Source organism: Catenulispora acidiphila DSM 44928, from assembly GCF_000024025.1.
GTDB lineage: Bacteria > Actinomycetota > Actinomycetes > Streptomycetales > Catenulisporaceae > Catenulispora > Catenulispora acidiphila.
Genome location: NC_013131.1, coordinates 8,388,997 through 8,406,387 on the forward strand (window position 1 = coordinate 8,388,997; position 17,391 = coordinate 8,406,387).

General features: G+C 69.2%; 14 protein-coding genes. 8 read left to right on the forward strand and 6 right to left on the reverse strand.

Features of this window, described 5'->3' with window-relative positions; genetic code table 11:
• The first annotated feature begins 35 nt into the window (after nucleotides 1–35).
• Complete coding sequence (locus CACI_RS35740; protein ID WP_015795776.1) at nucleotides 36–380, forward strand: DUF898 family protein; 345 nt, start codon at nucleotides 36–38, stop codon at nucleotides 378–380.
• A gap of 103 nt (nucleotides 381–483) precedes the next feature.
• Here CACI_RS35740 and CACI_RS35745 read toward each other — a convergent pair whose 3' ends face one another.
• Nucleotides 484–1,692, reverse strand: coding sequence for an ROK family transcriptional regulator (locus CACI_RS35745; protein WP_015795777.1), 1,209 nt, complete (start codon nucleotides 1,690–1,692; stop codon nucleotides 484–486).
• A 213-nt stretch (nucleotides 1,693–1,905) separates the two neighbouring features.
• On the opposite strand from CACI_RS35745, the gene CACI_RS35750 reads away from it, so the two are divergent.
• Nucleotides 1,906–3,810 carry a ricin-type beta-trefoil lectin domain protein gene (locus CACI_RS35750; RefSeq protein WP_015795778.1) on the forward strand — a complete coding sequence of 635 codons (1,905 nt, stop codon included), beginning with the start codon at nucleotides 1,906–1,908 and terminating at the stop codon, nucleotides 3,808–3,810.
• Between the two features lie 356 nt (nucleotides 3,811–4,166).
• On the opposite strand, the gene CACI_RS35755 is transcribed toward CACI_RS35750, so the two are convergent.
• Nucleotides 4,167–6,686, reverse strand: coding sequence for a right-handed parallel beta-helix repeat-containing protein (locus CACI_RS35755; RefSeq protein ID WP_015795779.1), 2,520 nt, complete (start codon nucleotides 6,684–6,686; stop codon nucleotides 4,167–4,169).
• Nucleotides 6,687–6,875: 189 nt separating this feature from the next.
• Here CACI_RS35755 and CACI_RS35760 point away from each other — a divergent pair, with 189 nt between their 5' ends.
• On the forward strand, nucleotides 6,876–8,627 hold the full coding sequence (locus CACI_RS35760) for an alpha-galactosidase D (RefSeq protein WP_015795780.1): 1,752 nt from the start codon (nucleotides 6,876–6,878) through the stop codon (nucleotides 8,625–8,627).
• A 23-nt stretch (nucleotides 8,628–8,650) separates the two neighbouring features.
• Here CACI_RS35760 and CACI_RS46530 read toward each other — a convergent pair whose 3' ends face one another.
• Together CACI_RS46530 and CACI_RS35770 are read right to left on the reverse strand one after the other, a co-directional pair.
• Nucleotides 8,651–9,676 carry an alpha/beta fold hydrolase gene (locus tag CACI_RS46530; RefSeq protein WP_015795781.1) on the reverse strand — a complete coding sequence of 342 codons (1,026 nt, stop codon included), beginning with the start codon at nucleotides 9,674–9,676 and terminating at the stop codon, nucleotides 8,651–8,653.
• Nucleotides 9,677–9,760: 84 nt separating this feature from the next.
• The gene (locus CACI_RS35770; RefSeq protein WP_015795782.1) at nucleotides 9,761–10,216 is read right to left on the reverse strand and encodes a MarR family winged helix-turn-helix transcriptional regulator; all 456 of its coding nucleotides are present in this window, start codon (nucleotides 10,214–10,216) and stop codon (nucleotides 9,761–9,763) included.
• 126 nt (nucleotides 10,217–10,342) lie between these two features.
• Between CACI_RS35770 and CACI_RS35775 the strand changes: the two genes are divergently transcribed.
• Both CACI_RS35775 and CACI_RS35780 read left to right on the forward strand, forming a co-directional pair.
• Nucleotides 10,343–10,672 (forward strand): DMT family transporter, encoded by a 330-nt coding sequence (locus tag CACI_RS35775; protein WP_015795783.1) that lies wholly within the window; start codon nucleotides 10,343–10,345, stop codon nucleotides 10,670–10,672.
• Between the two features lie 38 nt (nucleotides 10,673–10,710).
• Nucleotides 10,711–11,025: a DMT family transporter gene (locus tag CACI_RS35780; protein WP_015795784.1), complete on the forward strand. Its 315-nt coding sequence runs from the start codon at nucleotides 10,711–10,713 to the stop codon at nucleotides 11,023–11,025.
• 19 nt (nucleotides 11,026–11,044) lie between these two features.
• Here the strand turns inward: CACI_RS35780 and CACI_RS35785 are convergent, their stop codons facing one another.
• Nucleotides 11,045–11,440, reverse strand: coding sequence for a hypothetical protein (locus CACI_RS35785; protein WP_143765518.1), 396 nt, complete (start codon nucleotides 11,438–11,440; stop codon nucleotides 11,045–11,047).
• A gap of 463 nt (nucleotides 11,441–11,903) precedes the next feature.
• Nucleotides 11,904–13,316, reverse strand: coding sequence for a helix-turn-helix transcriptional regulator (locus tag CACI_RS53110; protein WP_015795786.1), 1,413 nt, complete (start codon nucleotides 13,314–13,316; stop codon nucleotides 11,904–11,906).
• A gap of 312 nt (nucleotides 13,317–13,628) precedes the next feature.
• Here CACI_RS53110 and CACI_RS35795 point away from each other — a divergent pair, with 312 nt between their 5' ends.
• From CACI_RS35795 to CACI_RS35805, 3 genes are all read left to right on the forward strand, one after another.
• On the forward strand, nucleotides 13,629–14,603 hold the full coding sequence (locus tag CACI_RS35795; protein ID WP_015795787.1) for a hypothetical protein: 975 nt from the start codon (nucleotides 13,629–13,631) through the stop codon (nucleotides 14,601–14,603).
• 75 nt (nucleotides 14,604–14,678) lie between these two features.
• Entirely contained in the window at nucleotides 14,679–16,223 is a 1,545-nt protein-coding gene (locus CACI_RS35800) for an amino acid permease (protein ID WP_015795788.1), read from the forward strand.
• Between the two features lie 2 nt (nucleotides 16,224–16,225).
• Nucleotides 16,226–17,122 carry a GNAT family N-acetyltransferase gene (locus tag CACI_RS35805; RefSeq protein ID WP_015795789.1) on the forward strand — a complete coding sequence of 299 codons (897 nt, stop codon included), beginning with the start codon at nucleotides 16,226–16,228 and terminating at the stop codon, nucleotides 17,120–17,122.
• The last annotated feature ends 269 nt before the right edge of the window (nucleotides 17,123–17,391 follow it).

Here is a 17,391-nt window from a genome sequence, read left to right on the forward strand (position 1 = left end):
CGGCTCTCCATCCGCTCTGGAAAGGAGTAAGCACCATGGCACGCGAAGGCGAAAGCTTCCGGTTCGACGGAGGCGCGGCGACGTTCTGGGGCACCGCGCTGCTGGCGGGGTTCATCACGGTGTTCACGCTCGGCGTCTGCTACCCGTTCGGGGTGGTGCTGATGCAGCGCTGGCAGGCCAAGCACTCCTTCATCGACGGCCGGCGGCTGGTGTTCACCGGCTCGGCCTGGGGGTTGTTCGGCAACTGGATCAAGTGGTGGTTCTTCTGCCTCATCACGCTGGGGATCTACGGGTTCTGGGTGATTCCGCGGCTGACGCAGTGGAAGTGGCAGAACACCGCGTTCGACCCGGCGGCGCAGCCGGCACCGTACGTCCAGTGAGCTTGCGGGAGCTGACTGGTGCGGGAATCGGCCCGGCCCGAGCGATGAGTCGTCGCTCGCGCCGGGCTTTGCTGTGCGGATGTCCTTGTGGAGTGGCCCTCGCTCAGCGCTCCTCGCGTCGGCCGCCGTCGGCCAGCAGCCGCGCGACCGGAAGCGTCGCCGCTCCGAGTGCCGTCGCCGAGGGACCGAGTTCGCCCGGCTCGATGCGCGTGAATTCCTGCAGGTAGGGCAGGGCGTGCCGGCGCACGACGCGCCGGACGGCGGGAAGCAGGGCCGCGTCGCAGAGCAACGCGCCGGCCCAGCCGGAGATGATCACCCGGTCCGGGGCGACGAGGTTAATCAGGTTGCTGATTCCCACGCCGAGGTAGGTCGCCGTGGCGTCCAGAACCTCGAGCGCCGCGGATTCGTGGTGCTGGGAGGCGCGGGCGACGAGTTCGGACAGCTGGGCTTCGACGCCGTCTTCGGCCAGCGGAGTGCTGCCCGGCGTCGCGGCGTAGCGCGCGAGGATCGCCTCGGCGCCGATGTAGGTCTCCAGGCAGCCGCGTGCTCCGCAGCGGCAGTGGGGACCTTCGAGGTCGACGACCGTGTGTCCCCACTCCATGGTGAAGCTGCGCGCTCGGCCGCCGGGACCGGCGGCGAGCGAGAGCGCTCCGCCGGCGCCGGTACCGAGCAGGAGGGCCACCGCACGTTCGGCGCCTCGTGCGGCTCCGCGCCAGGCTTCGGCTTGACCGAGCGCCATGGCGCCGTTGTCGATGTCGGGGGTGAAGCCGAGGCGGTCGCGGAGCAGACCGGCGAGCGGGACCGCGGACCAACCGAGCGTGGGCGCGTGGATCACCGATCCGCCGGCGCCGGGCACGCCGATGCCGACGCCGAGCAGGTCGTCCACAGCGATCCCGGCGCGTGCGGTGACCGCTGCTATCTCGGACAGAACCTGGTCGGCGACCTGCTGCGGCGGGACGCGCGGGATGTCCACGGGCCGCGCCTCTTCGGCGACCGGATGCAGGGTCCAGTCGAAGAGCCCGACCCGGATCTCGGTCTCGCCGATGTCGATGCCGACGACGTGACCGAACGCTGGCAGGACGCGCAGCAGCGAGCGCGGACGGCCGCCGGCCGAGCTCTGCGAGCCGTTCTCGCCGACGAGTCCGTCGCCGATCAGATCCGAGACGACGTTGCTGATCGTCGCCGCGCTGAGTCCGGACGCCCGGGCCAGATCGTTGCGATTTGTTGCCTCGCCCAGGTACAGCCGTGTCAGCAGATCGGCGCGGTTGTGCCACCGCAGGTCACGAGTCGTTTTCTGGGCGCGGGAGGTCACGGGACGGATTCTGCCATGCCCTCGGTCCGCGGGGTCGGGTCCTGCTGATCCACACCGAAGTGGTCTGGACCGATTGGTTTAGACCCTTGACGAGAGCAGGCGCCAGGAGTTCAATCACGTCTTGAACTAAGCAGTGAATAAAAGAGCTGACGATCAAGCTCGAGCCAGCGCGCCTTCCCCACTCCCCCACGCAGTAACTGAGGCGGTGCCCCCATGCCCAAATCGTTCCAAGGCTCCACCGCGAGACGCCGGATCCGACTCGTGATCCGGGCGGTCTCGGCGGCGGCGCTCGCCATGTCCGGCTTCGCGCTCGCCGACGTCCCCGCGCACGCCGCGAACGAGTCGGTCAACGTCTGGCTGACCAGCACCAACGACTCCGCCGGCCGGAACGTCACCCGCGGTCTGCAACAGCAGGCGGCGGTCTCCTTCGCCTCCGGCTCCGGCAGCGGCGGCCAGGTGGTCACCGTCAACGAGAACACGCACTACCAGCAGTTCACCGGGGCCGGCGCGTCGTTCACGGACACCGCGGCGTATCTGATGAACAGCAGCGGCGCGCTCAGCGCGTCGACTCGCAATACCCTGATGACCAACCTGTTCAGCCCCACGTCCGGGATCGGTCTGGACTTCCTGCGCAACCCGCTGGGCGCCTCGGACCTCGCGCGCTACAGCTACACCTTCGACGACATGCCCGCCGGGCAGACCGACCCGAGCCTGGCGAAGTTCTCGATCGCCCACGACCTGGTCGACGTGCTGCCGCTGACCAAGCAGGCGCAGCAGCTCAACCCGGGTCTGAAGGTCATGGCCTCGCCGTGGACCGCCCCACCGTGGATGAAGGACAGCGGCGCGTACAGCCAGGGCTACCTCCAGTCGCAGTACTACGCCGCCTACGCGCAGTACTTCGTGAAGTACATCCAGGCCTACCAAGCGCAGGGCGTGCCGATCAACTACGTGTCGGTCCAGAACGAGCCCACCTGCTGCTCGGGGTATCCCTCGATGCAGTGGAACGGATCGGGCCTGGACTACTTCACGGCGAACGACCTGCTTCCGGCGTTCCACTCCGCGGGTCTGTCGACGAAGGTCCTGGCGCTTGACTGGAACCCGGACAGCTACGCCTCGTACGGCGCCCCCACCGTCGACGACGCGACCGTCCGCAACGACCCGAACTTCGGCGGCATCGCCTGGCACGGGTACGAGGGCAGCGTCACCACCCAGACGGACATCCACAACCAGTACCCGAACGTGGACGCCTACGACACCGAGCACTCCGGCGGCACCTGGATCGGCAACCAGCAGCAGGAGGACATGAACAACATCATCGACTACACCCGCAACTGGGGTAAGTCGGTGGTGAAGTGGTCCCTGGCGGTGGACCAGAACATGGGCCCGCACAACGGCGGCTGCGGCACTTGCACCGGCCTGGTCACGGTCCACAACGGCGACTCGCGCTCCGGCCAGGTCGACTACAACATCGAGTACTACGACATGGGCCAGCTCACCAAGTTCGTGAAGCCCGGCGCCTACCGCATCGACTCCACGGCGAACTCGAGCGTCCCGAACGTCGCCTGGCAGAACCCGGACGGGTCCAAGGCGCTGGTCGCGTACAACGAGTCCGGCAGCACCCAGACGCTGACGGTGAACTGGGGCAACGAGCACTTCAGCTACTCCCTGCCGGCGCAGACCTCCGCGACGTTCACCTGGAACGGCACGCAGGGCACCGGCGGCGGCACCGGCACCCCGACCGGCCAGATCAGCGGCTACGGCGGCAAGTGCGTCGACGTCGCGGGCGCCAACCCGGCGAACGGCACCGCGGTCCAGCTCTACGACTGCAACGGCACCGGTGCGCAGCAGTGGACGGTCGCCTCGAACGGCTCGCTGCAGTCCCTCGGGAAGTGCATGGACGTGACAAGCGCGGGGACGACGAACGGAACGAAGGTGCAGCTCTACGACTGCAACGGAACCGCGGCGCAGCACTGGACGCACCAAGCCAACGGAGAGTTGGTGAACGCCGGCTCCGGACGCTGCCTGGACGCCACGGGCCCGAGCTCGGCGAACGGCACCCGGCTGCAGATCTGGGACTGCACGGACGCCGCGAACCAACAATGGAACCTACCGTCGTGAGGCGAGGGCACTGACGGGAGGATGAGCGGGGCGCGTGCCGGGAGGGCGCGCGCCCCGCGGTTTTTTGGGGGGATGGCGGATGGGGACGGGTCAGGATCGCGGGTTGGCGATGGTCCTTAATGCCTGATGGCGAGCGCGGGATGACCAATGCGGCGCTATTCATGGATCGCGACCACCCCGCCCACGAAGATCCGCCGCGAGCCAGGCTGGAAGGCCCGACGCGCGGCGGTTGATCGGCTGCCCGGCCCGCGAAGACCTGCCCCACACAAGCCTTCGCGGGCCTCGGATTCCCCGCTCCCCCGAGCTCGCCTCGCGCCGCCACTCGCGAGGCGAGCCGTCTGTGCTCGGGCGGTTGCCTACTTCACGGCGATGTCGTAGCCGTCGTTGTTTGCCGCGTTGGGACCGAGCGAGACCGGGCCGGCCGGGTAGGGCTTGGCGTAGAGCTCGAAGGTTCGGGTTGTGCCGTTCTCGTCATCGGTGAGGGTGGTGGCGGTGTCGGTCCAGGTGGTGTCCATCCAGGAGCGTTTGCCGGTGCGGACGTCCACTGCCAGGTAGACCGTTGCCGGCTTGCTGATCGTGAAGGTGACCAGGGGGTTGGTGGTGACCGTCTTCGAGGCGTTCGCCACTCGGACCCATGCCGCGCCGGCGAGGGCCGGCGGCAGGGTTGCGAGGGTGTAGGTACGGTCGCCGTAGATCTGGACGCCGGTCTGGAGGTTGCTCTGGATCGACCAGTTGGCGGCGTTCGGGGGGTCGTTCACGGTCAGGGCGGACAGGACCAGGTCGCCGTTGCCTGAGCCGGTGACCGGCGGGAGGGGTGCCTGGGTCCAGGTGAGGACGCTCTGGTAGGCGGATTCGATGCCGGCGTTCGCCACGATCGTGGCGGGGACCTGTGATGCGCCGGTGATGGTGGTGTTCTTCGCGACGGTGAGGCCGCCGCCGGTGGTGTAGGTCGCGGGGTTCTGGAAGTAGTTGCTCTCCACGTCGGTGGGGTCGTAGGTGGTGGTGGCGCCGGGGGCGTAGTCGGTGTGGCGTGAGGCCCAGGCTTGGGCGGTGGTGTTGTTGTAGACGGCGTTGCCGGTGATGGTCTCGAAGGTGCAGCCGTTGTCGGTGTAGATCACATGGCCGCTGCCGGTCTGGTCGTGGATGTCGTTGCCGGTCACATGTTCGCCGGTGGCCAGGGACGTGCCGGTGATGCCCTGCGTGTAGATGGCGCCGCCGTCGTTCAGCAGGCTCATGTGGTCGAAGATCAGGTTGTTGGAGATGGCGTTGTCGTGGGAGAAGTTCGCCTGCGGCGCCTCCTTCTCCTTGTCCGGCCAGCCGCCCCAGCCCTGCGAGATCGCGGTGTAGGGCGTGTGGTCGATCTGGTTGTGGCTGACGCTGTCGTGCGCCGTGTAGCCGGAGTCGATGCCGATGCCGCCGTGGAATTCGACCGGGACGTCGAACACATGGTTGTCGGTGACGGCGTTGCCAGAGGTCTGCGACGCCCCGGTCGCCGTCGGCATGTCCACGTTGCCCAGCTCGATGCCGTTGCCCGACACGTCCGTGACCACGTCGCCCTTGACCACGTCGTTCTGCGAGCCGTCGCCGAGCGCCAGGCCGGCGGCTCCCAGGTGGACGAAGGCGTCGCCGGTGAACTGGATGTTCTGGTCATAGGTGAGCGAGACGTTGCCGGGGATCTGCGTCCACGCCCCGAAAGGGCACGTCCCGAGCGTGTAGCTCGACGGCGGGATGTGGCAGAGCCCTTGCGAGGCCGCACCCTTGGCGCCGGTCACCTGGTAGTTCGCCTGGATCTCGGAGAAGCCGTCGGAGGTGCCCTGGGTGTGGAACTGCGGTCCGAGCCAGGTCGCGTAGGAGAACTGGATGCCGGAGAACACCACGTTGTGCAGCGGCGCCGAAGCCGTGCCGCCGCCGGTGACCAGGCTCTGCAGCGCCGGCGCCTCGACGTCGGCGCTGCTCATCGTCTCGCCGGGGCGCGGAACGTAATACAGCTTGCTGTCACCCTGGTCGAGGAACCACTGGCCCGGGGTCTTCGCGCCGAGGAACTGGAAGGCGTTCTCCACGCTCGTCGGCTGTTCGGTGATGGAGCTGCGGCCCACCAGGTTGTACGCGCGGCCGTCGGGGAAGGAGCCGGCGCGCGCCGTGGAGTTGGTCCAGCACGGCTGCGCCATGGTCACCGCCGCGCCGCTGAACGAGGCGACCGGGCAGCGCGGCTCGGTCCAGGCGCCGAGGCCGCCGCGATAGACGAACTCCAGCTGCGGCTTGGCGCCGCTCGGGTTGCGCCAGGCGGCCATCGCCGTGCCGCCGCCGCTGTAGCCGGTGGTGTTCTGGCCGGTCAGCGCGGCGGGCAGGGCGCCGTTGGCGCGGCTGGCACGGACGCCGTCAACGTAGAGCTGCCGGGTCTGGAGTCCCGCCGGAGCCTGCGCGACCCAGATCGGGCTGCCGGAACTCATCGGCTTCCAGCCGGTGATCTGGTCCGAGCCGGCCAGGACCGGATGCGCGCCGGCGGCGGCGGTCCAGACCACGTTGTGGCCGTTGCTACCGGAGTCGGCGGCGGTGAGTGTCAGAGGGCTGGTCATCCGGTAGAAACCGTCTTCCAGGACCACCGTCACGTCGGCGCTCATGGTCTGGTCCAGTGCGCGGACCAGCGACTGCGCCTTGCTGATCGTCCGGACCGGCGCCGAGGCGGTCCCGGGATTGGTGTCGTCGCCGGTCGGCGAGACGTAGACCTGGCCGGCGACGCCCGCCGCCGCGCTGTCGGCCCGGCTGACGGCGGTCAGACCCGCCGCGCCGAGCAGGGAGAGGGTCGCCGCCGCGGTCAGCAGAGATCGAAGACTGATCAATGATCTGACACCGAACGGCACAGAGCGTTTTGTCATGCGGCGGAGTCAAGCAAACATCCGAGGTTTCGGCAATGACCAAACGAAGAGAGTTGAGTTCAACACCGTTTCGTGGGGATTTATCAGCGAACCCTGAGATCAAACATCCGACCCTTGTCGAGTGCGCCGCCGCGCTGTAGCTTGCGCTGCGGAAGCGAGTAAACCTACCTTACTAGCTAGGAGCCGACGATGAGGCGACGCCCGCCAGGGATCAGGACCAGGACGTGGACCGCGGCTGTCGGGCTGGCGCTGGCGGCCGCGCTGCTGCCGCCGATCGGCGCGACCGCCCCGGCGCACGCCGAGGACAACGGCGTCGGGCTCACCCCGGCGCTGGGCTGGTCCAGCTGGAGCTCGGTCCGCACGCACCCGACCGCCGCGAAGATCGACGCCCAGGCCGACGCCATGAAGTCCTCCGGGCTGGCCGCGGCCGGCTTCCAGTACGTCAACGTGGACGACTTCTGGTACCAGTGCCCGGGAAGCCAGGGCCCGAACGTCGACGCCAACGGCCGCTGGGTCACCGACGCCACGAAGTTCCCGGCGTCCGGCAGCACCAACGGGATCCAGGCCGCCGCGAACCATGTGCACGCCGACGGCTTGAAGTTCGGCCTCTACGTCACCCCCGGCGTCTCCCAGCAGGCCGTCTCGCAGAACAGCGCGATCCTCGGCACGTCGTACCACGTCAAGGACATCGCGACCACGACGGCGGAGAAGAACTACAACTGCAAGGGCATGGTCGGCATCGACTACTCCAAGCCCGGCGCGCAGGCGTTCATCAACTCCTGGGCTGACGAGTTCGCGTCCTGGGGCGTGGACTACGTGAAGATCGACGGTGTCGGAACCTCCGACGTCCCCGACCTCCAGGCGTGGTCCAAAGCGCTGGTGCAGACCGGGCGCCCGATCCACCTGGAGCTGTCCAACAACCTCGCGATCGGCAGCGCCTCAACCTGGCAGCAGTACTCCAACGGCTGGCGCACCGGCGGCGACATCGAGTGCTACTCCAAGTGCACCACGGCCGGGACGCTCACCGACTGGAGCCACGTGCAGAGCCGGTTCGGCCAGGTCGCCTCGTGGCAGCCGTACGGCGGGCCCGGAGCGTTCAACGACTACGACTCGCTGGAGGTCGGCAACGGCTCCGCCACCGGCCTCACCGACGCCGAGCAGCAGTCGCAGATGAGCCTGTGGGCGCTGGCCGCGAGCCCGCTGATCCTGGGCACCGATCTGACGAATCTGAACTCCACCGAGCTCGGCTACCTGAAGAACGGTCGCGTCCTGGCTGTCGACCAGGACGCGATCGATGCCTCGCGCATCGTGAACAACGGCAACCAGCAGGTCTACATCAAGAAGGAGAAGGACGGCAGCGTCATCATCGGCCTGTTCAACTACAGCGGCACGGGATCGACGACGGTCAGCGTCCCGCTGTCGGCCGCTGGTATCTCCGGCAGCGCCACCGCGACAGACCTGTGGAGCGGCGCCTCGGTCGGCACCATCAGCGGCACATACAGCGTGACGCTCGGCGCCGGCGCGGTGAAGCTGATCAAGGTGGCTCCCTCAGGATCCGGCGGGAGCACCACGATCGAAGCCGAGGCAGCCGGCAACACCATCGCCGGCGCCGCCAAGATCGCCACCTGCGCGGCATGCTCCGGCGGCCACAAGGTCGGCTATATCGGCAAGGGTGCGGCGAACGCCGTGACCATCAACGGAATCACCGAGTCCGCAGCCGGAACCCACACGCTGACCATCTCCTATCTGGTCAGCGGTACCCGGAGCTTCTCCATCAGCGTCAACGGCGGGCCGGACATCGTCGAGCAGCTGACCGGGACCAGTTTCGCCACGCCGGCGACCACGAGTGTGGCGGTGCAGCTCGCTGCCGGAACCAACACGATCAAGTTCGACAACGACACGGCGTACGCGCCGGATCTGGACGCGATCACGGTGAGCTGACACCTCCTGGCGCGGTGGCCGGCTCAGCAAGCGGGTTCGGCCCGAGCCACCAGCGCCTCCACAGACGCCGCCACCTGCGCTGGATGGGAGACCAGCGACAGGTGGTGTGCGCCTTGGATGACCGTGGGCGCCGGTGCTCCGATGTTTGCCGCGACGCTCTGAGGTGCGTTCGCAGCGAACATCGAGTCCTGGGCGCCGAAGGTGACGGCCTTGGGCAGGCACAGCTGCGTGAGCTGGGACAGCCGGGAGGCCGGCAGTCCCGGTCCGCCGACGGTGTCCAGGGTGTCCCAGAGTCCTTGTTCGGCTCCGGCTACCTGGTAGGGGCGCCGGAACCGCTCGACGCCGGCGGCGTCCAGGCGTGGGCAGGACGGTCCGCATTCGGAGGCGTAGATGGTGCGGATCGCCCAGTCCGAGCGCAGCACCAATCGGAGCACCGAGGTACGCAGAGGGCCCAGAACCCATGTGACGCCTGGGCTCGGGATCGGCAGACCGTCGCCGTCGAGGAACATCAGACCGCTGTAGGTGTGCGGAGACTCCAGCACCGCCTCGGCGGCGACGGCCGCGCCGCTGGAGTGGGACACCAGCACCGGGCGGTCGATGTGGAGTGCGGTGACCAAGCCGGTGAGCTGCGCGGCCATGTGTTGGGGGGTGTAGGGCGAGACGCGCCGGCTGTAGCCGGAGCCGGTGAGGTCCAGGGCGTAGACGCGGTGGTCTTTCGCGAGGACGGCGGCCAGGTCCTGCCAGGTGTCGGAGTCTTCGACAGCGCCGTGGACCAGGACGATCGGCGAGCCGCTGGTCCCCCAGGTCTCGTAGCGGGTGTGGATGCCGTCGGCGGTGACGTAGGTGAGGCCCGGCGGCGGCGCGACCGTGCCCGCGGTGTAGGCGTTATAGGGCACCGAGAGCATCGTCAGGGTCACGAAGACGACCGCGACGGTCTTGGCCGTGCGGCGGAGGACGCGGCGGTGCCAGGGGCGGCGCGGGAGGTCGGCCGCGAGGTAGTGCTCGACGTCGATCGCGTCGTGCTGCTCGTCCACCTCGTCCGTCGCCATGTCACGATCCTCGCTTGTGCTGTCGTGCTCCGGCATCGGCTGGGAGTCGGACATCGGGGCTACGTCGGGAAGCGTACTGGCGGGTCACGCGGCAGCGCGGGCCGCCTCGACGACGGCGGCGTGCGCCGGGTCGGCGGCGGCGAGCTCGTCGAGGGCGGCGCTGAGGGTGGCTTCGTAGGTGGCGCGCGCCTCGCGGTAGCGCTCGCGGCCGGCGTCGGTCAGGACGGTGTAGGCGCCGCGCTTGTCGTCGGGACACAGGTCGCGGTAGGTGAACTCGGCGGCGTTGAGGCGGCCGACCAGCCGGGTGACCGAGCTCTGGTTGAGGCCGAGGAGGTCGGCGAGTTCGGTCATGCGCAGCTCGCTGTTGTCGGCCTGGTCCAGGAAGCTCAGGGCGCGGTATTCGGACAGGCCGAGGCCGTGGCGGCGTTGCAGGACGGTGGCCAGGCGGCTTTCGACGTGCGCGTGCAGGATCAGCAGACGGCTCCAGGTGTGGGCGTCTGAGGACTTCGCTGACTTCGCTGACTTGGCCGGCGACGGCATCGGGTGGCTCCTCGGGGCAGGTGCTTGACAGCAGTTTAGTTGTACGTGCATGCTTTTGGCACGTCAAGAACTTGCACGTACATACAACTACTAGCATCGCACCGATAAGACAAGGAGAACGGTTCCATGGCTTGGGGCTACCTGCTCATCGCGTCCGTCTTCGAGGTGGTGTTCGCGCTGGCGACCGACGCCACGCACGGGTTCACCGTGCTCGGTCCCTCGCTGCTGACGGTCGCCGCGGCCGCCGGCGGGATCTTCTTCCTGAGCCTGGCGCTCAAGACGCTGGACGTCGGCGTCGGCTACACGGTGTGGACCGGGATCGGGTCGGTCGGGACGGTCGTGTTCGGCACGGCGCTGTTCCACGAGGCGGTGACGCCGGCGAAGGTGATCGCGTTCGTCCTGATCATCGGCGGGGTGCTGGGACTGAAGGTCGCCGACAAGCTCGCCGCCGCCTGAGCCGCCGCCGAGCCGCCATCTACTGAAGGAGCCTCGCCATGGCGTGGATCTACTTGCTGATCGCCTCGGTCTTCGAGGTCGCTTTCGCCTTGGGCACCAACGCCACGCGGGGTTTCACCCGGCTGTGGCCGTCGGTGTTCACGCTCGTCGCCGCCGCGTGCGGCGTGTTCACGCTGAGCCTGGCGCTGCGCACGCTGGACGTGAGCGTCGGGTACACCATCTGGACCGGGATCGGGTCGATCGGCACCGTGGTGCTGGGATCGGTCATCTACAAGGAGCGGATCACGACGCCGAAGATGATCGCGTTCGCGGCGATCATCGCCGGGGCGCTCGTGCTGCGGCTGGGGTCGTGACGCGACCGCCGGTCGGCACTCACGCCAGGACGACGGCCGCCAGCACGAACGTCGTCAGCGCCGCGACGGTCACCACGGCGCCGACCAGCAGACACAGGACGGCGATGACGACCTCGGCCAGCCAGAAGCGCTCCTGGGCCACCGTGGCGTTCGCCGGGTCGTAGACGATCTCGACCTCCGCCGCCGGGATGCTCCGGACGCGCTCGGCGTTGGCCAAGCGCGTCTGCCCGGCGGTGTTCATGAAGCGATAGACGCCGAACGCGCCGCCTCGCGAATCCCAGCGTTCGGCCACGGCCGGCACCCGGATGCCCCGCCGGCGCAGCGCCCTTTGCTCGCGCAACGTGCCGACCCCGACCCAGCACATGATCAGACCCACCGGCGACAAGCCCACCGCCAGAACCAGCAACAGCCTCATGCCTTCCAGCATCGGCACGCACGAAGCACCCGACGTCTCCCAGGCTGCCCGCACGCCGGCGATTGCGATCACCGCCGAGCGTTGCTAACAGCTGGTCCGCGATCAACCGCCGAGTACTGCTGACAAAGGGTCCACGACCTCTCGCCCCGCCCGGAACGCCCGCGCCTGCGCCATCGCCTGCACGCCAGTGGTAGCCATCAGCCGCCGAGCGCCGCCAGCAACCGGTCCAACGACCCCTCGCCCCGCCAGAACACCATCGCCCGCACGCCAGTGGTAGCCATCAGCGGCCGAGCACTGATAACGAGCGGTCCACGACCTCTCGCCCCGCCCGGAACGCCATCGCCATTCGCCATCGCCATCGCCATCGCGCTAGTGGTAGCCATCTGCCGCTGAGCACTGCTAACGAGCGGTCCACGACCTCTCGCGTCCCAGGCTTTGCAAACGCCATCGCCAGCGGCAGCCGTCAACCGCCGAGCACCGCCAGCAACCGGTCCACGACCTCTCGCGTCCCAGGCTGTGCGGCGTCCGAACTCCGCACGATCTCGCGCCCGGCGCGGAAGGCCACCGCCAGTGCGCCGACCGACTGCGCGGCTTCGGCGAGTTCGACGGAGGTGTAGACGTGGCGGAGGGCGGCGTCGGTGTCGCCTTCGCCGAGGCAGGCGAGTGCTAGGTGGCCGAGGACTACGGCGAGGGTTTTGCCGGGCTCGTAGCGGATGGCGGCTTCGGTGAGGGCTGCGCGTGCCTCGGTGTGGCGGCCGAGGGCCAGGTAGGCGGCTCCGGCGAGGCGTTGGTAGGTGCGGGGCGGGCAGGCGCCGGGTGACGGGTCGTCGGGGCTGATGGCGGCCATCGCGCCGCGGGCTGTGGTGAGGGCTCGGTCGCATTCGGCGGCGTTGCCGAGGAGGGCGTGGCCTTCGGCGGCGTGGAGGCGGGCCAGGGCGAACAGCGCCTCGCTGACCGGTGCCGCTATGACGGCGGCCTGGACGCAGCGGCGGACGCCGGCGCGGGGGTCGCCGCCGTAGAGGCCGACGAAGGCCGCGCGCAGGGTCACGGTGACGTGCAGGACCGAGTCGCCCGCTTGGGCCGCGCGGCGGGCGGCGCGGTCGAAGAACTCTGCGGCGGCCGAGGAGTCGCGGCGGCCGGCGGCGTCCCATAACAGGCGGCCGACGAGCAGGGCGGCTTCGGCTTCGGCGACGTCCAGGTCGCGGCGCCAGCGGATGGGGGTGGTCGCCGGGGCGGCCGGCCGGGGCGGCGTCAATGTGGACAGCGGCATGGATGCCATGGACGGCATGGAGGGTATGGAGGATATGGACGCCGTGGCGGATGTGGACCACGCCGGCAGGCGCGCGCCCGTCGCGGACATAGCAGATGAGGTGGCCGAGACAGACAGCTCCGCGGCATCGAGAAAGGTTTCAGCGGGTATCGCAGGAAGCTGAGTATCGCCCGAACCGCCGCTCGCGCACTCCCGCAAGGTCTCCACCCGCCCCAGCAGTCCGACCGCCGGCACCACCAAGCCCGTCGCCGGCCGCGCCTCGTATTCGGCCGTCAGCTTCGCGATCTCCTCGCGGACGCCGGCGATCGCCGCCAGCCGTCCGTCGTCGGCGCCCTCCCAGCCGACTGCCTGCGTCTGCGTCTGCGCTTGCACCTGCGGCACTTCCGGTGACAGCAGCCGCTCCAGATCGTGCAGCCCGACGCCGAGCACCCGCGCTATCTGGGGACGTTTCCCGGGCAGCGGCGTGGTGCATCCGCTCTCCCAGCGCACGACGGTGGACACCTCGACGCCGGCGCGGGTGGCGAACGCCTCCTGCGTGAGCCCGGCCGCCTCGCGGGCTCGGGCGAGCCCTGCGCGGCGGAGCCTGGACTGTCTGGGCTTGGCCATGAAAGCCCCCTTTCCGGATGCCACCAGAATGCGACGAGCAGTATGCGGACAGTCAGCCTGTATCCGTCAGCATACTGATAGGTCAGAGCCCTTGTCGCATGGTCCGTGCATGGTCCGCGCACAGTCGGTGCGCTTCCCGAACTGGGCGTTTTCGGCTTGGGTATTCCGCGTTCAGTTCGGGCCCTGACAACAGACAACACAGAGGCGGTGGCGGTTCGGTGCGTGGACACTGCGCGGCCCAAAAGCCCTTTCCAGCACAGGGATGGTCGTTGTGGCCGCCCGCAGGGCCTCCTCGTCAGGAGAGGCCCACCCGTGGCGAAACGTAGAGGACCGGGCGAGGGAAACCTCAAATTGGTCTGGGACCCGGCCGGGCGGGACCGGTGGCTGGCGACCACCACGCAGGAGTTGCGCGTCGGGCGGTACACGCTGGCCGGCGAGCTGCTCGCCGACCGGCAGGCCGGCGAGGACATCCGCGACTACCGCTACCTGATCCTGGCGCAGATCGCCGCGTCCAACGGCGTGGACACCGCCTGGCTGGCCGAGGAGCCGGACAGCGCGGAGGCCGCGCTGTTGCGGCTGCGCGCCAACGTGATCAGGGCCCTGCAAGCCCACCGCGCGCAGCATCCCCGGGCGTACGGGCTGATCGACCTGACCAGGAAGCAGTGCCTGGAGGCGGCCGACCGGTTCCCGGACGACCCGCTGCCGTGGATCGCGCTGCTGCATCTGGCGCCGGCCGCGCCGGACAACGTCCCCGGTCCGCCGGAGCTGTCGATCGACGGTCCCTGGGAGACGATGGGCCAGCTGTGGCGGCGCGATCCGTGGAACCGGGAGGCGCACCACCGCCTGCTGGCCGCGGTCGGGCCGAAAGGCGGCGGGTCGGTGTCCGCGCTGACGACGGTGGCGCACTGGATCGCCAGCCAGGCGCCGGCGGGGTCGGCGCTGCTCGGCTTGCAGCTGGTGGCCTTCATCGAGGCGTTCCGGCAGCAGCTGGAGCGCAGCGATCTCAACAAGGTCCTGCTGACGTACCGGAACTGGTCGACCGCGTACGCCGAGCAGGAGACAGAACGCTGCTACACCCACTGGTTCTCCCCCACCAGCGGGAACGGCGCGCTGCTCCCGGATCTGCACCACCTGGCGCACGCGCTGTGGGCCGGGTCGCAGTGGCGGCCGGCGGCGCACGTCTTCGACGCCATCGGCCCGTACGCGCTGACCATGCCCTGGTCGCTGCACGGCAACCCCGAGCAGGTCCTGGTCACGGCCCGGGAGCGATGCGTGTCCGAACTCTGATTTACTCTCCAGGCCGCGTGCGCCCTCGCGCGGCACGTCCCTCGCACCCCCCTTCCCCATTAAGAGGTACGACTGATGGCGACTCCCGCCACATCGACAGGCAGCCGCGGCAGCTCGCTGGAGATTCCGGACGACGACCAGACGCTGCGCGAGCTCGGCTACCCGCGCCAGCTGGCGCGCCGGGTCAACGCGTTCGGGAACTTCGCGATCTCCGCGACGATCATCAACTTCATCTCCGGCGTGATGACCGCCCTGGGCCTGGCCATGGTCTCCGGCGGCCCGCGCGTCATGGTCTTCGGCTGGCTCGCCGTGGGCCTGCTGGTGCTGTTCGTCGGCGCCGCGATGGCCGAGATCACCTCCGGCTTCCCGACCTCGGCGGCGCTGTACTACTGGTCGGCGAAGCTGGCCAAGCGGCACAACGCGGTCTGGAGCTGGTTCACCGGCTGGCTGAACTTCATCGGCCAGATCGGCGGGACGGCGGCCACCGACTTCGCGCTGGCGAACTTCGCGGTGGCGCTGGCGACGCTGCAGTGGCCGAGCTTCAGCCCGCATCCCTGGCAGATCCTGGCGATCTACGGCGCGATCCTGCTGACCCACGCGCTGCTGAACACCTACACCGTCGGGCTGGTCGCGCTGCTGAACAAGATCAGCATCGCCTGGCTGCTGATCGGCGGACTGGTGATCACCTTCTACCTGATCGTGTTCCCGGCGCACCACAACTCGGCGAGCTTCGCCTTCACCCACTTCGTCAACGGCACCGGCTTCAAGTCCGGGCTGTACGCGGGCATGATCGGCCTGCTGTTCACCAGCTGGACCTTCACCGGCTTCGACGCCTCGGCGCACATGTCCGAGGAGACCACCCAGGCGGCGGTCTCGGCGCCCAAGGGCATCGTGCGCTCGATCGCGTTCTCCTGGGTCGCCGGACTGGTGCTGATCCTGGCGGTGACGTTCTCGATATCGGCGTCGAGTTACAGCGACGAGGCCTCGGCCGGCGAGCCGGCGGCGCAGATCTTCGTCGACTCCCTCGGCCTGAGCACCGCCAAGGTCCTGCTCCTGGTGGTTTGCGGCGCGATCTTCTTCTGCGGCCTGGCGAACATGACCTCGAACTCCCGGCAGATCTTCGCCTTCTCCCGCGACGGCGCGATCCCGGGCAGCAAGCTGTGGCGCTCGGTCAGCAAGCGCACGCACACCCCGGTGAAGTCGGTCTGGTTCGCCGCGGTCGGCGCGTTCCTGCTCGGCGTCCCGTCGCTGTGGAACACCGTGGCGTTCCAGGCGATCGTCTCGGTCAACGTGATCGGGCTGTTCGGCTCCTACGGCGTGCCGATCTTCCTGCGGCTGCGGCGCGGCGACGACTTCACGCCGGGACCGTGGAACCTGGGCCGCTGGAGCAAGCCGGTGGCGACCGTCGCGGTGGTGTGGATCACGCTGAGCAGCATCCTGTTCCTGCTGCCGCAGCAGAGCCCGATCACCCACAAGTCGTTCAACTACGCCCCGGTGGCGCTGGCCGTGGTGCTGACGATCGCGACCGTATGGTGGTTCATGACGGCGCGCCGGACCTACCGCGGTCCGATCAACTACGGCACGCCGGAGGAGCTGGCGGCCATGGAAGAGGATCTGTAGGCATGGAACGAGACGGGGCGGAGCAGCTCGAGATCTCCCGGGCGCGGGCGGCCGACTGGCCGGTCTTCGAGTCCTGGGCCGCCGGCGAGGGCTGGAACCCCGGTCCCGCCGACGGCGGCTGCTTCCTGGCTCAGGACCCTGACGGGTTCTTCGTCGGCCGGATCGCCGGCCGGCCGGTGTCGGCGGTGTCCGTGGTGAACTACGGGGAGACCTTCTCCTTCCTCGGGTTCTACCTCGTGCACCCCGACTTCCGGGGTCAGGGCCACGGCTACGCCACCTGGCGGGCCGGGCTGGAGCACGCCGGCAGCCGGGTGATCGGGCTGGACGGCGTGCTGGACCAGCAGGACAACTACCGGCGGTCCGGATTCCAGCTCGCGCACCGCAACATCCGCTACGTCGGGCCGGTGACGGTCGGGGCGTCGCCGGAGCTCGAAGTCAGCGCCGGGACGACCGTGGTGTCCGCTACCGAGGTCGAGCGGTCCGCGATCCAGGACTACGACAGCGCACGGTTCCCCGCCGAGCGTCCGGTCTTCCTGGATCGCTGGCTCTCGGCGCCGGGGCACATCGCCTACGCCGCGGTGACCGACGGCGCGGTCGTCGGCTACGGCGTCATCCGCCCCGCCCCGGCGTTCGCGAAGATCGGGCCGCTGTTCGCCGACACCCCGGAGATCGCCGAGGCGTTGTTCAGGACTCTGATCGCCGCGCTCACGGCAGCGGTCGGACCCGAGGCGCCGCTCGAGGTCGCGCTGGACGTGCCGGAACCGAACGCGGCAGCCGCGGCACTGGCCGAGCGCCACGGAATGAAACCCAGCTTCGAGACCGCGCGGATGTACACCGGCCCGGTGCGCGATATCGATCTGGCGACGGTCTACGGAATCACCTCGTTCGAGCTCGGCTGACCCGCATACAATCGGCGCAACTTCACCGGACCGCCGAGGGACTGGCCGGCGCTTTCGAGCACCGGGCACGGCGGACTGGAGCAGCAAGCGGCGTGGCGTTCTCGGCATCGAGGACGCCACGCCACTTTTTTTGGCGCTTGAGTGCAGAGCGGCAGAACACTGGAACGACAGAGCGCTGGAACAGCAGAACCGTAGAACACTCCAGCGAACCGCCGATGAGCGTGTTCTGCTCTCCCGACCTCCCGGATGGCTCATCCCGGACTGCGCGC

Excerpts from the sequence above, each read along its gene's own strand:
- CACI_RS35740 (WP_015795776.1), top strand. The coding sequence starts at position 36 with ATGGCACGCGAAGGCGAAAGCTTCCGGTTCGACGGAGGCGCGGCGACG.
- CACI_RS35785 (WP_143765518.1), bottom strand. The coding sequence starts at position 11,440 with ATGAGGCTGTTGCTGGTTCTGGCGGTGGGCTTGTCGCCGGTGGGTCTG.
- CACI_RS35780 (WP_015795784.1), top strand. The coding sequence starts at position 10,711 with ATGGCGTGGATCTACTTGCTGATCGCCTCGGTCTTCGAGGTCGCTTTC.
- CACI_RS35805 (WP_015795789.1), top strand. The coding sequence starts at position 16,226 with ATGGAACGAGACGGGGCGGAGCAGCTCGAGATCTCCCGGGCGCGGGCG.
- CACI_RS35775 (WP_015795783.1), top strand. The coding sequence starts at position 10,343 with ATGGCTTGGGGCTACCTGCTCATCGCGTCCGTCTTCGAGGTGGTGTTC.
- CACI_RS35750 (WP_015795778.1), top strand. The coding sequence starts at position 1,906 with ATGCCCAAATCGTTCCAAGGCTCCACCGCGAGACGCCGGATCCGACTC.
- CACI_RS35760 (WP_015795780.1), top strand. The coding sequence starts at position 6,876 with ATGAGGCGACGCCCGCCAGGGATCAGGACCAGGACGTGGACCGCGGCT.
- CACI_RS53110 (WP_015795786.1), bottom strand. The coding sequence starts at position 13,316 with ATGGCCAAGCCCAGACAGTCCAGGCTCCGCCGCGCAGGGCTCGCCCGA.
- CACI_RS35800 (WP_015795788.1), top strand. The coding sequence starts at position 14,679 with ATGGCGACTCCCGCCACATCGACAGGCAGCCGCGGCAGCTCGCTGGAG.
- CACI_RS46530 (WP_015795781.1), bottom strand. The coding sequence starts at position 9,676 with ATGGCGACGGACGAGGTGGACGAGCAGCACGACGCGATCGACGTCGAG.
- CACI_RS35770 (WP_015795782.1), bottom strand. The coding sequence starts at position 10,216 with ATGCCGTCGCCGGCCAAGTCAGCGAAGTCAGCGAAGTCCTCAGACGCC.
- CACI_RS35755 (WP_015795779.1), bottom strand. The coding sequence starts at position 6,686 with ATGACAAAACGCTCTGTGCCGTTCGGTGTCAGATCATTGATCAGTCTT.